The organism is Amycolatopsis sp. NPDC059235 (assembly GCF_042754125.1).
Classification (GTDB): Bacteria; Actinomycetota; Actinomycetes; order Mycobacteriales; family Pseudonocardiaceae; genus Amycolatopsis; species Amycolatopsis albidoflava.
On sequence record NZ_JBHZAG010000113.1, the window covers coordinates 1 to 11,608 of the forward strand.

The window sequence follows — 11,608 nt, forward strand, 5'->3', positions numbered from 1 at the left end:
AAGTACGTGAGGGGAACCCTGAGGGAATCAGAGTCCCTCAGGGTTCCCCTCACGTCCGACGGAACGGCTGGAGCGGGGGTGGGGCTTTTACGGCAGGACCAGACCGTAGGCGCTCAGGGCTGCGGGGACTGGCTGGAAGAAGGTTTCTCCGCCGGAGTTGCAGTCTCCGCTGCCGCCGGAGGTGAGGCCCAGTGCGGTGGCTCCGTCGAAGAGCGAGCCGCCGCTGTCGCCGGGTTCGGCGCAGACGGTGGTGTCGATCAGGCCGCTCACTGCGCCTTCCTGGTAGTTCACTGTGGCGTTCAGCGCGGTGACCTGGCCGTCGTGGACGCCGGTGGTCGAGCCGCTGCGGGTGACAGTCTCGCCGACTGTCGCGTCGCCCGCGGCGGTGATTTGCTGGCCGGTGTTGACGGCGCTCGGGGCGTCTACGCCGGAGTCGTAGGTGGCGTACGAATAGTCAGTGCCGGGGAAGTTCGCTCCGGACGTGCTGGCGATGTGCTGCGAGTTGCCTTGGTCCGCCCACCAGTCATTCGTCGCCACGCCGCAGTGTCCGGCGGTCAGGATCGCGGGCTGGCCGCCGGAGGTGTGCACGTTGAAGCCCAGCGAGCAGCGCAGGCCCTGGCCCCAGATCGCGTCGCCGCCGCTGATCAGCGGGCGCAGTTTGCCCTTCGTCTTGGCGAAGCGGGCCTTGTCGCCGAAGCGGTGCACGGCGGTGGTCACCTGCGCGAGCTTGGCTCCGGTGACCGACGAATCGGCGGTGACGAGCACCTGGCCGGTTCGCGGGTCGACGCGCCACGCGGTGCCGGGGACGCTGGCCGTACGGGCCAGTTCCGAGGTGACGGCTTTCAGTTGGGACGCACGGTATTTCACGAACTTCGGCGTCGCGCCGGCCGCGCGGACCTGGTCGGCGGCGGCCTGGTCGGTGACGGTGACTGTCAGGCGCGAACCGGCCTGGTCGTAGTACGAGCCCACGGTGCGGTCGCCGAGCGACTTCGCGATGCTGGCGGACATGGCGGTCGCGGCTCTCGCGTTCAGCGGTGCCGCGGAGGGCTGGGCGGCCGCGACGCCCGAGGCGGCGAAAACTGATCCAGCGGCCAGAACCGCCGCGGCGAAGGCGATACCGCCGCGTCCGCCGTGTCTTTGACTGAGTGCTGGGATCATGCACATCTCCGTTTCTTGCGAATAGGACGATGGCGCACCGCGGTCAGCTAATGCGGGCGCAATTCGCAGTTTAGGGATCCTTGGCAATCGCATATACCCACGAAAGTCGCGAATCCCGTTCGGCTTTGCTGTCCAGTGGCGTCCGCCGTCCGCTGAACGGAAGTCCGAACTCGCCGCATCCGATCCATTAGCGGCTCGTTGAACAGCGAAGACGCCCAACCGGAACGCCTTATTCCGCGTTCGGTTCATCCCGGTAATCGACGTTCGTGCCGCCGCGCACGGTTCGGCGTCCGGTCGTATCCCTCCTTTCGACGGTGTTCGGACTCCGGCGGCCCTGGGACTCTGTGGTTTCCATAGCGGGCACGGCGCCCGCGAAAGTGGTCCCCCCCGGCCGTATCCCCGGCCGAACTCCTGCCTCTCCCGCGATTGGCGGGATTGGTTGCTATGGAAGGGAAAGCGATGCGGAAAATAATGCTGGCGGTGATGGGCGCGGCGGCCCTGCTGTTCGGAGTGGCCGCACCGGCGGTCGCGGCGCAGCCGGCCATCATCGGAGGCAGCGACGCCAGCGAAACCTACTCGTTCATGGTGTCGCTGGACAACGGCTGCGGCGGAAGCCTCGTCGCGCCCCAGTGGATCATCACGGCGAACCACTGCGGCCAGGCCTCGACGGCGCGGATCGGCGCGATCGACATCAACGCGGGCGAGGTCGGCCAGATCGACAACGTGATCACCGACCAGGGCACCGACCTCACCATGATGCACCTGAGCCAGCCCGCCCAGTCGGCTCCGGTCGCGATGGCGCAGAGCAACCCGTCGCCGGGAACGGGCGCGCGCCTGCTCGGCTGGGGCTGCACGAGCTGGCCCAACTGCCAGACGGCGCAAACCCTGCAGCAGATCGACCTCCAGGTCCTCGACAGCAGCGCGTGCGCGGCAGGCGGCGGCGGTGCGGGCGACGTCTGCATCTCCGGCGACTACGGGCATTCCGCGTGCCACGGCGATTCGGGCGGCCCCGCGATCGTCGGCACCACCGGGAACTGGACGCTGGTCGGCGAAACCCACGGCCCCGGCGACAACGGCGGCGAATGCGCCACCACCACCCTCTACACCGGCATCGCCCAGTACATGTCGTGGATCCAGCAGCAGATCGGAAGCTGAACCCTGCCCCGGAAACCCTCTTGCGGAGAGGAAAAACCATGACCCTGCAACGCTTTGGCCGGCTGGCCGCCGGCGCGGCCGCCGCGCTGGTGCTGCCGCTGACCGGAGTCGGGACGGCCGCCGCCGCGCCGCTGGACGCGGTGGAGCTGTACTACGACGCCAGCGGCTTGCCCGACTACCAGGCCGAGGCCACCCAGGCCGCGGCGAACTGGAACAGCTCGGTGCACAACGTCCACCTCAACAGCGGCGGCGCCGCGACCATCATCATGCACGAAACCACCGGCGGCGGGTCCTACACCCAGACCGACGGCCACGGCACCGGCGACATCTACATCGACACCCAGCAGGTCGCCGAGGGCAACGACCCGACCCGGATCATCGCCCACGAGATCGGCCACAACCTCGGCCTGCCCGACCACTACGAGGGACCCTGCTCGGAACTGATGTCCGGGCACGGACCGGGAATCACGTGCAAGAACGCGATGCCCGACGCGCAGGAATCCGCACAGGTGGAGCAGAACTTCGCCAACGGGTTCGTGACGGTTCGCTTGCCGGAGAAGCAGATCTTCCGCTGAGACGCCGATGCTCGCCGGGAGCGCGTTGCTTCCGGCGAGCGTTGTCGCGGCTCGGGGCTCCGGGCCTGGGATCGGAAGTGCTCGTCGGGATTTCCGGGCGCGGTGCCTGACGCGCTTCGCTTGCCTGGCAAGCGGATCTTCCGTTGAGACGTCACGGTCGTCGGGGGCGGGTTGCTTCCGGCGAGCGTCAACATGCCCGGGGAGCCCAGGCCCAGGAGCGGGTGATTTCCACGTGGCCGGGAATCCCCAGACGCGGTGCCCGACGCGCTTCGCTTGCCCGGCAAGCACAACTACCCCCGAAACACCGATGCTCGCCGGAAGCGCACTGCCTCCGGCGAGCATCGGCGTGGCACAACCCAGGCTCAACCCCGCGCGACCTCGACGTCGTCGAGAACCCCCAGCGCGTCCGGGACGAGAACCGCGACGGAGTGGTACGCACTGACCAAATAGGACGACACCGCGCGGTCGTTGATGTGCATGAACCGCACGTTCAATCCCGGCCGGTATTCGTCGGCGAGGGATTTCGGCCGCAGTCCGATGACGCCCGCGTCGTCTTCCCCGGTGCGCATCGCGAGCACCGAGGTGGTACCCGCCTCGCTGACCGGGATTTTGTCGCACGGCAGGATCGGCACCCCGCGCCACGCGGTGACGCGTTTCCCGTCCACCACGACCGGCTCGGGATAAACGCCGACCCTTGTGCATTCCCGCCCGATGGCGGCGATCGCCCTCGGATGCGCGAGGAACAGGCGCGTTTTGCGCCGCCGGCAGAGCAGTTCGTCCAGATCGCCCGGCGTCGGCGGACCGGTGCGGGTGGTGATCCGGGATTTGAGGTCAGCATTGTGCAGCAGGCCGAAATCCGGGTTGTTGATCAGCTCGTGTTCCTGCCGTTCCCGCAATGCTTCCACGGTGAGCCGCAATTGCTGCTCGAACTGGTTCATCGGATCGTTGTAGAGATCGGTGACGCGGTTGTGCACCCGCAGGACCGTCTGCGCCACCGCCAAGTCGTACTCGCGCGGCGAGGGCTCGTAGTCGACGTAGGTGCCGGCGAGGACCGGTTCGCCGTCGTGGCCGGCGGACAGGTCGATGCTCGCCTCTCCCTTGCGGTTCTGCGGTTTCCGCGGCCGGGACACCGCCTGCGCCACGTGCGCACGCAGGGAATCGAGCCTGCCGTTGAGCCGGGCGTACGAGCCGCCGGGCAGCACCAGCGCGACCACCCTCGTCGCGGCGCGGGCGGTGAAACCCCAGGTCGCGTCGCCGCCGGCGAGGAGTTCGCCGCCGAAATGGTCGCCGTCGGTGGCGGTGCCCAGAAGAATCTCCGCGCCGAAGTCCCCCGAGCCGTGCCGGGTGACCTTGCCGTGCACGACGAGCACGAGCTGGTCGAGCGCGTCCCCGGCCGAGACGAGCGTGCTGCCCGCCTCGTACTCGCGCTGTTCGAACGCGTCGGCCAGCGCGCCGAGCGCCGCCTCGTCGGCGAAGCCGCGCAGCAGTTCGATCTCGGTCAGTTCCAGAGGGACGACCTGCACTTGCGCCCCGGTCTGGAAGAAGCTCACCTTGCCGTCGCCGACGGTGTAGGTGAGCCGCCGGTTGACCCGGTAGCTGCCGCCGGGCACCTCGACCCACGGCAGCTGCGACAGCAGCCACCGCGTGGTGATCGAGCGCATCTGCGGCAGCGACTTCGTGGTCGTGGCGAGGGTGCGGGCCGCCTTGACGCCGAGGGAGAGCTGCTGCTCCTGTTCCGTGACCGGCACCGGGCTCAGCCCTCCCGGCCGATTTCGGCGGCTTCGAGCACGGCGAGCGCGTCCGGCACGAGGACGGCGGCGGAGTAGTAGGCCGAGACCAGGTAGGACAGGATGGCCTGCTCGCTGATGCCCATGAACCGCACGTTGAGGCCCGGCTGGTACTCGTCCGGCAGCCCGGTCTGGTGCAGCCCGACGACGCCCTGGGCCTGCTCGCCGGTCCGCATCAACAGGACCGAGCTGGTGCGGGTCTCGGTGACCGGGATCTTGTTGCACGGCAGGATCGGCACGCCGCGCCATGCGGGCACCTGGTTGCCGCCGAGGTCGACCGAGCCGGGGTAGATCCCGGATTTGCTGCATTCCCGCCCGAACGCCGCGATCGTCTTCGGGTGCGCGAGGAAGAAACTCGGGTCCTTCCACACCAGCGAGAGCAGCTCGTCGAAGTCGTCCGGCGTCGGCGGGCCGGTGCGGGTGGGCACCCGCTGGTCGAAGTCGGCGTTGTTGAGCAGGCCGAAGTCGGCGTTGTTGACCAGCTCGTGCTCTTGCCGTTCCCGCAGCGCCTCGACGGTGAGCCGCAACTGCTGCTCGGTCTGGTTCATCGGCTCGCTGTAGAGGTCCGCGACCCGGCTGTGCACCCGCAGCACCGTCTGCGCGACGCTCAGCTCGTACTCGCGCGGCGAGGTGTCGTAGTCGACGAACGTGCCCGGCAGCTGCGGTTCGCCGTCGTGGCCGGCGGAGAGGGCGATCTCGGCTTCGCCGTGTTCGTTGCGAGCCGTCTCCCCGCCCGCGAGGAAGGCTTCGAGGTGCGCGCGCAGCGTTTCCGAACGGTTCAGCACGCCCTCGAATTCCTGGCGCGACAACGTCAGCACGGTCGCGGAGGTGACCGCTTTGGCGGTGAACTCCCAGATCCCGTCGGAACTGGTGAGCACGTTCTCGCCGAAGTAGTCGCCGTTCAGCAGCGTGCCGAGGACAGTCTGGTCGCCGAAAGCGCCGACGCCCGCTTTCGTGATCTTGCCGTGCGCGATGAGGAACACCTGGTCGGCGCGGCTGCCGAATTCGGCCAGCACGTCGCCCGGCTGGTATTCGCGCTGCTCGAACCGCCCGGCCAGTTCGGACAGCGCCGCTTCGTCGTCGAATCCGCGCAGCGGCGCGAGCTCCCCGAGTTCGGGCGGGATGACGCGGACCTCGGAGCCGCTGGTCACGAACGTGACCCGGCCGTCGCCGACGGTGTAGCTGAGCCGCCGGTTGACGCGGTACGTGCCCGCGGAGACCTCGACCCACGGCAGCACCTTCAGCAGCCACCGCGAGCTGATGCCCTGCATCTGCGGGACGGACTTCGTGGTCGTGGCCAGTTGCCGCGCCGCCGCGCGGCCTAGGCTCAGGGGTTCCCGGTCTTCCACGTCCGCGGAGTCGACCGGATCGGTGACAGTCACAGCGAAACCACCTTGTCTGGGGAACGTTGCCTTAGCTCAGGAGTTCTGGGTCAGGAGCGGTAGCGAGGGTTCGTGGCGTGCCATTCGAAGCCGCCGCCCATCCAGTCGCGGACGCCGGCGAGGAAGCGCTGCAGTTCCGGCGACGGGATCGAGAGCAGGTCCCGGTGCCCCTCCTCGAACTCGCGCACGATCTTGTTGTGCAGCGCGACCGTGGTCTCGACCGCCTCGGAGACCGGGCAGTTCCGGTCGGCGGCGATCTGCAGCACCATGTTGCAGACCGGGTTCTCGTCGGCGGCGTCCTTGGCCACCGAGTGGAGGTCGTTGACCAGGACCGTCGCGGTGCCCGCGCGCATCATCGCCTCCCGCACGCGCGGGTCGTAGTAGAACGGCGCGGGCAGTTCGTACCCGCCGACGGCGTCGATGAGGGTCATCGAGGTGTAGAAGCTGTCGTGCTGGCGCGCCGCCAGGTACTCCCAGGCCGGCGGATAGCGGCCGGTGTGGCGCCACGCGGCGTAGGCGCCCCAGCTGACGAACATCGCGAAGGTCGAATAGCACACCCGCTGGACCAGCACCGGCGAACCGTGCCTGCCCAGATGGTCGACCGCGGAGCGGAACCCGACCCGGATCGGATCCGCCCGCAGCGCTTCCTCCAGCGGCTCGGAGAACTCGCCCGCGGGCGCGACCGGGTCCATCGCGGCCATGACCAGCGCCAGCCGCGGCGGCAGTTCGGTCGGCGAGGCGCCGAGGGAACTGTCGTCGGCGTAGTAGTCGTCGGCCGCCCACCACACGGCGTTGAGCTGCGCGGCGATCAGGAGACGGTCGGGATCGGAGGAATCGGGATGGGCGAGCATCACCAGCCTGCCGAGCGTGGCCCGCGCGATCTGTTCCAGCCCCTCGCCCTCGAACCCGCAGTCCGCCGCCCACGCGACGAGCCGCCGGTCGACCTCCTCGGCGAGCGGCTCGTCCACGCGCCGCACGGACGGGCAGTACAGCGGCGACGCGCTGCCGTCGCCCCATTCCCGTTCCGCGTAGGCCGGGTCCTGGCCGGGCGGCGGCGCGGACCGCGGCGCGAACTGCTCCGCGATCCGCGCCGCCGAGGTGCCGAGGCCGAGCGGGCCCGCGAACGCGAGGTCCGGGCGGACCGCTGCGATTCCGGACATGCCGTCCCGCCCGGTCAGACGCGGTCGGCGGCGATGAGCAGGTAGTGGAAGCTGCCCTCGCGGTAGGCGGTCAGGAACGGCCCCTCGATGCCGGTCGCGACGGACGACTGCTCGCGCAGCTCCCAGTACGGGATCGTCGCCTCGGTGAGGTCCACGACGTTGATCGGGACGAACCCGTTGGCGGTCAGGGCTTTGAAATAGTCGCCGCGGGCGTGGATATTGCAGATGTAATGCTGGTCGATCTGGCTCACCGCGCGCGAACGCCCGCCGGTCAGGTCGTTGTAGCAGCCGGTGATGGTGACGAATCGGCCGCCCGGGGCGAGCTGCCGCGCGTGTTCGGCGAAGAGGTCGTGCAGATCGACGTACATCGTGCTTTCGTTGTTCCAGATCCCGGCGAAATCGCCGCTTTCGAATCCGGTGTCGAGCATGTTCCGGAGATGGTATTGCACCGCCCCGTCTATTCCGCGCAGCCGGGCCTGTTCATTGGCGAATTCGACCTGCTGCTCGGAAATGGAGATCCCGTCCACCCGGCAGCCGAACCGCTGGTGCGCCTGCACGCTGGTGCCGCCCCGCCCGCAGCCGGCGTCGAGCAGTCGGGCCGCGGGCCCGATGTCCCCGAGGTGCCGCAACAGGAACTGCGACTGCGCGGTCTCCAGCCGGTGCATTTCGGCGATGATCGCCTTGTCGCGCTCTTCCCCGCGTCCGTCCAGAACGGACGGGTCGTAGTCGCCGATGCCGTAGTGGTGGTGGTAAAGCCCGTCGACGTCGCCGAGGCGCAGGTTGACCGGATCCTTTTCGGCATTCCAGTAGTCGGCGACCGACTGCTGATACGCGGTGCGGGCAACCGGACGGGCAACAGACGTCATCATGTACTCCCTTTTCGGACCGCAATTTCCGGTCGGCACGCGGTGAACTGCGCCGGCGCGCGTCCGGGCTGGCAGGCGCGGTCGGCTTTTCTCCCTCTGCGTCCGAGGCTAGCGAGGATTCTTTTCCCCGGACAAGACGATTAGCGGGAATTCACTCGCGGGCTGGCGGGAGCCGTTTCGCGTGCCTCTTCTGGCCTAGGAAGCCACCCCTGCGGGGTGTTCGCGCGCCGGTCGCCGGGGCACGAACGATGCCGCCGCGGACACGGGAGGATGACGGCGGGCCACGGTCCGTGGACGATCCTGGCGGACGGGTGACGCTCGATGGGCCTAAGCGGTTCCGGGCCGCGGAACTCCGGGGGAGCCGGCCCCGGGCTGCTCGCTCCGGGACCGGCTCGGCCGTCAGGCGGTCCGGGAGGTCAGCTGGAGCAGGACGACCCCGCCGACGATCAGCGCGAGCGCGAGGATCCGCGGCAGGCTGACCGGTTCGCGGAGCCAGAAAATCCCCACCACTGCGGTCCCGACCGCGCCGATCCCGACGAACACCGCGTACGCCGTGCCGACCGGAACCGTCTTCATGCCGACGTTCAGCACGTAGAGCACGAGCACGGTGAGCGCGCCGCAGACGAGCGTCGGGACGAGTTTAGTGAAGCCGTCGGTGAGGCGAATACTGTGCGCCCAGGCGATTTCGAGCAGCCCGGCCGCGAACACGGCGATCCAGCCCATCGTCAGGCCTCGTCGAGCGCGGTGCGGACGTCGGACGGCAGGGCGAGCTCCTGCGCGGCGACGAGGTCGGCGAGGTGGTCCGGGTTGCTCGTGCCCGGGATGACGGCGACGTTCGGCGCCAAGTCCAGGAGCCAGGCGAGGGCTAGCGTGGCCGCCGAAACGCCGAGCTGCCGGGCATGCCTTGTCACCGGCGAGGTCTCCTTGGCGAGCGCTCCGTTGCCGAGCGGGCGGAACGCCAGGTACGGGATCCCGGCGGCGGTCGCGGCGTCCAGGACGTCCCGGCCGCCGGAGTGCCCGACGTGGTACTCGTTCTCCACGGACGCGATCGTCGTCACCGCACGCGCCTGGTCCAGCAGGTCGAGGGTGACGTTCGAGACGCCGACGTGTTCGAGCAGGCCCTTCTCGCGGAGTTCGGCGAGCGCGCCGACGGTGTCCGCCCACGGCACCGTGCTGTCGGGCATGAACCTGGCGTGCACCAACGGAAGCCGATCGACGCCAAGCTGCCTGAGGTTGTCCCGGACGGCCGCGTTGACCGCTTCCGGCGTGGCGTCGGCGGCGAACCCGCCGTCGGGACTGCGGCGCGCGCCGACCTTGGTGGCGATGAGCAGGTCTTCCGGATACGGCCGGAGCGCCTCGGCGAGCAGGCGGTTCGCGACCTCGGGCCCGTAGTAGCCGGACGTGTCGATCAGCCGGATGCCCGCGTCGACCGCGGCGCGGACGGCCGCCTTGGCGCGCTCCGGATCGGCCGGTTCGCCCAGGGCTTTCGGTCCGGCGAGCTGCATGGTCCCGTAGCCGATCCGGCCCACGGTGCGGCCGGCGAGCGTGAACGAGTGCATGGGTCTGCCCCCCATCAGTCATGTGGACACTGTGTCCACTTATGACTGTACTCGATCCGGACACGTTGTCCAGATACAGTGACGGGGTGAACAGCAAGCGACCCAGCGAGCGGGCGGACGCCGCGGCGAACCGGCAGCGGATCCTCGCCGCGGCCGAGGACTTGTTCGCCACGAAAGGCCCGGACATCACGATGGGCGACCTGGCGACCGCGGCGGGAGTCGGCCGGGGCACGCTCTACCGGCGCTACGACAGCGTCGCCGCGGTGGCAGTCGCGCTGCTGGACGAACACGAGCGCCGGTTGCAGGAGGCGATGCTGTCCGGACCGCCGCCGCTCGGGCCGGGCGCCTCGCCGCGGGAACGGCTGGTGGCGTTTTACGACGCGATGATCGATTTGCTGGAGCGGCATTTGCCGCTGGCGCTGGGCGCGGAGACGGGGGCCCGGCGGTATCAGACCGGTGCGTACGGGTTCTGGCGGGTTTTCGTGGCCGCGCAGGTGCGGGAGGCCGGGCTGCGGGACGAGGCGCTGCCGGACGTGCTGCTGGCTCCGCTGGCGCCCGATCTGTACCAGAATCAGCGGCATGAGCGGGGAATGTCGGTTGCGGCGGTGAAGAAAGCGCTGCATCGGCTGGCTTATGCGTTGCCGTCGGAGTGAGGGTGCTTCGGTCGGGGTGAGCTCGGCGGCTGAGCGAACCGGGCGTGAGGTGGCGGATTGGTTGGTTGTGCCGTGCTGGCGGCGATGCTCGGGCTGGAGGCCAGTTGAACCCCGGTTTGCCCATCCCGACCGTGTCCCCCCGGCGGAGCACCGGCTGAACAGCCCGGAATCGCCGGAAGCGGAGTAAATTCGCCGGATGAACAGCGGCACGCTGATGCGGATCGGCTGGATCTGCCTCGCGGTGGTCAGCGCGGGCATCCTCGCGTTCGGGATCGTGGTCCTCGTCGCGCCGCCCGCCGGGGACGCGCGCTCTACCGCACCGACGCGCTCGCCACCGCCGGGCTCGGGCTGTTCGGCGGGCTGACCGCGGTGATCCCGTTCCGCGCGGGCGAGCGGTGGGCGTGGTTCGCGCTGTGGTTCTACCCGGTGTTCTGGCTCGCGCACTTGATCTTCCGGCTGCCGCCGGGCACCGATCACGTGCACCAGATCGTGTTCGTCGTGCTGTCGCTGGCCGGGCTGCTGGCGCCGGCGCGGGCGTTCTTCCGGGCTCCGGCCGAGGGGCATCACGCCCGCCGGTAATCCGCAATCGGGTACAGCGGCGGGCCCGCCGTGTCATCATTCCGGCGTGTCCACCAGAAAGCCCACTGCGGCAAGGGATTCCGCGCGGAAGACGACTCCGGCGAGCGGTCGGGTCGTCGCGCTGCGTGCCGGGTTGTGCTGGCTCGTCGTGATGGTGCTCGGCGGCGCGGCGGCGGTGGGGTTCGTCAGCGCCAGCACGGTGGCGTCCGCGGCGGGCCTGCTCTTCGGGCTTCTGCTCGCCGCACTGGCGACGTCGGCGGTGTTCATGTTCTCCGGCCGCGGCTGGTTCCTCGTCGGCGGCTTCCTGCTGACCGCGTTCTACCTGGTCTGCGTCGGGGTGACCGCGGTCGGCTACCTCGCGGCGGACGGCGATCGGTACCGCGCGGTCGCGGTGTCCTCCGAATGCCACCACGTCAAGGGCGGCACCGCCTGCTCCGCGCGCGTCAACCGGCCGGACGGCACGCTGCTGGCCGAGGAGCTGTCGGTGAAGTCGCGGATGAAGGCGGGCGAGACGGTCGACGTGGTCGAAGACCGGGCGGGCATCGTGGCGACGCATCGCGCGGACGAGCTGGATCCGGACGCGCTGCCGGTCGATCTGGGCTGGCTGGGGGCGTCGGCGGCGCTGCTGGCCGGATTGTTCGGGTCGAGCGCGTGGCTCGGGTACCGGAGGCCGCTGCCCAGGGCGCGCCGCTGACTCTGCGGGGATGTCTGCTCGTTCGTCTCTGGCTCCGGTC

The 11,608-nt window shown here is 69.7% G+C and carries 13 protein-coding genes; 6 read left to right on the plus strand and 7 right to left on the minus strand.

The window, feature by feature from the left end; genetic code table 11:
* Positions 1 to 87 precede the first annotated feature (87 nt).
* Positions 88 to 1,158 (minus strand): S1 family peptidase, encoded by a 1,071-nt coding sequence (locus ACFXI3_RS41855; RefSeq protein ID WP_378407332.1) that lies wholly within the window; start codon positions 1,156 to 1,158, stop codon positions 88 to 90.
* 459 nt (positions 1,159 to 1,617) lie between these two features.
* On the opposite strand from ACFXI3_RS41855, the gene ACFXI3_RS41860 reads away from it, so the two are divergent.
* Both ACFXI3_RS41860 and ACFXI3_RS41865 read left to right on the plus strand, forming a co-directional pair.
* The gene (locus ACFXI3_RS41860; protein ID WP_344272598.1) at positions 1,618 to 2,313 is read left to right on the plus strand and encodes a trypsin-like serine protease; all 696 of its coding nucleotides are present in this window, start codon (positions 1,618 to 1,620) and stop codon (positions 2,311 to 2,313) included.
* A gap of 38 nt (positions 2,314 to 2,351) precedes the next feature.
* Entirely contained in the window at positions 2,352 to 2,888 is a 537-nt protein-coding gene (locus ACFXI3_RS41865) for a snapalysin family zinc-dependent metalloprotease (protein WP_344272601.1), read from the plus strand.
* Positions 2,889 to 3,250: 362 nt separating this feature from the next.
* Here ACFXI3_RS41865 and ACFXI3_RS41870 read toward each other — a convergent pair whose 3' ends face one another.
* From ACFXI3_RS41870 to ACFXI3_RS41895, 6 genes are all read right to left on the minus strand, one after another.
* Entirely contained in the window at positions 3,251 to 4,645 is a 1,395-nt protein-coding gene (locus ACFXI3_RS41870; RefSeq protein ID WP_378407358.1) for a family 2B encapsulin nanocompartment shell protein, read from the minus strand.
* Positions 4,642 to 6,057 (minus strand): family 2B encapsulin nanocompartment shell protein, encoded by a 1,416-nt coding sequence (locus ACFXI3_RS41875; RefSeq protein ID WP_378407334.1) that lies wholly within the window; start codon positions 6,055 to 6,057, stop codon positions 4,642 to 4,644. The genes ACFXI3_RS41870 and ACFXI3_RS41875 overlap by 4 nt, the downstream gene beginning before the upstream one ends.
* A gap of 50 nt (positions 6,058 to 6,107) precedes the next feature.
* Positions 6,108 to 7,217, minus strand: a complete 1,110-nt coding sequence (locus ACFXI3_RS41880) for a family 2 encapsulin nanocompartment cargo protein terpene cyclase (protein WP_378407336.1) — start codon at positions 7,215 to 7,217, stop codon at positions 6,108 to 6,110.
* A gap of 14 nt (positions 7,218 to 7,231) precedes the next feature.
* A complete protein-coding gene (locus tag ACFXI3_RS41885; RefSeq protein ID WP_378407338.1) occupies positions 7,232 to 8,083 on the minus strand; it encodes a geranyl diphosphate 2-C-methyltransferase in 852 nt (283 codons plus the stop codon).
* Between the two features lie 399 nt (positions 8,084 to 8,482).
* Entirely contained in the window at positions 8,483 to 8,806 is a 324-nt protein-coding gene (locus ACFXI3_RS41890) for a multidrug efflux SMR transporter (protein ID WP_344272615.1), read from the minus strand.
* 2 nt (positions 8,807 to 8,808) lie between these two features.
* The gene (locus ACFXI3_RS41895; protein WP_378407340.1) at positions 8,809 to 9,642 is read right to left on the minus strand and encodes an aldo/keto reductase; all 834 of its coding nucleotides are present in this window, start codon (positions 9,640 to 9,642) and stop codon (positions 8,809 to 8,811) included.
* A gap of 41 nt (positions 9,643 to 9,683) precedes the next feature.
* On the opposite strand from ACFXI3_RS41895, the gene ACFXI3_RS41900 reads away from it, so the two are divergent.
* The 4 genes from ACFXI3_RS41900 (at position 9,684) to ACFXI3_RS41915 (ending at position 11,568) form a co-directional block, all read left to right on the plus strand.
* Positions 9,684 to 10,295 carry a TetR/AcrR family transcriptional regulator gene (locus tag ACFXI3_RS41900; protein WP_378407342.1) on the plus strand — a complete coding sequence of 204 codons (612 nt, stop codon included), beginning with the start codon at positions 9,684 to 9,686 and terminating at the stop codon, positions 10,293 to 10,295.
* A gap of 196 nt (positions 10,296 to 10,491) precedes the next feature.
* Positions 10,492 to 10,659 carry a hypothetical protein gene (locus ACFXI3_RS41905; protein WP_378407344.1) on the plus strand — a complete coding sequence of 56 codons (168 nt, stop codon included), beginning with the start codon at positions 10,492 to 10,494 and terminating at the stop codon, positions 10,657 to 10,659.
* 5 nt (positions 10,660 to 10,664) lie between these two features.
* Positions 10,665 to 10,874 (plus strand): hypothetical protein, encoded by a 210-nt coding sequence (locus ACFXI3_RS41910; protein WP_378407346.1) that lies wholly within the window; start codon positions 10,665 to 10,667, stop codon positions 10,872 to 10,874.
* A 46-nt stretch (positions 10,875 to 10,920) separates the two neighbouring features.
* Positions 10,921 to 11,568, plus strand: a complete 648-nt coding sequence (locus tag ACFXI3_RS41915; protein ID WP_378407348.1) for a hypothetical protein — start codon at positions 10,921 to 10,923, stop codon at positions 11,566 to 11,568.
* The last annotated feature ends 40 nt before the right edge of the window (positions 11,569 to 11,608 follow it).

Bases quoted from the DNA above. Each gene is read 5' to 3' on its own strand.
- ACFXI3_RS41855 (WP_378407332.1), bottom strand. From the start codon at position 1,158: ATGATCCCAGCACTCAGTCAAAGACACGGCGGACGCGGCGGTATCGCC.
- ACFXI3_RS41895 (WP_378407340.1), bottom strand. From the start codon at position 9,642: ATGCACTCGTTCACGCTCGCCGGCCGCACCGTGGGCCGGATCGGCTAC.
- ACFXI3_RS41900 (WP_378407342.1), top strand. From the start codon at position 9,684: ATGACTGTACTCGATCCGGACACGTTGTCCAGATACAGTGACGGGGTG.
- ACFXI3_RS41865 (WP_344272601.1), top strand. From the start codon at position 2,352: ATGACCCTGCAACGCTTTGGCCGGCTGGCCGCCGGCGCGGCCGCCGCG.
- ACFXI3_RS41880 (WP_378407336.1), bottom strand. From the start codon at position 7,217: ATGTCCGGAATCGCAGCGGTCCGCCCGGACCTCGCGTTCGCGGGCCCG.
- ACFXI3_RS41890 (WP_344272615.1), bottom strand. From the start codon at position 8,806: ATGGGCTGGATCGCCGTGTTCGCGGCCGGGCTGCTCGAAATCGCCTGG.
- ACFXI3_RS41885 (WP_378407338.1), bottom strand. From the start codon at position 8,083: ATGACGTCTGTTGCCCGTCCGGTTGCCCGCACCGCGTATCAGCAGTCG.
- ACFXI3_RS41905 (WP_378407344.1), top strand. From the start codon at position 10,492: ATGAACAGCGGCACGCTGATGCGGATCGGCTGGATCTGCCTCGCGGTG.
- ACFXI3_RS41860 (WP_344272598.1), top strand. From the start codon at position 1,618: ATGCGGAAAATAATGCTGGCGGTGATGGGCGCGGCGGCCCTGCTGTTC.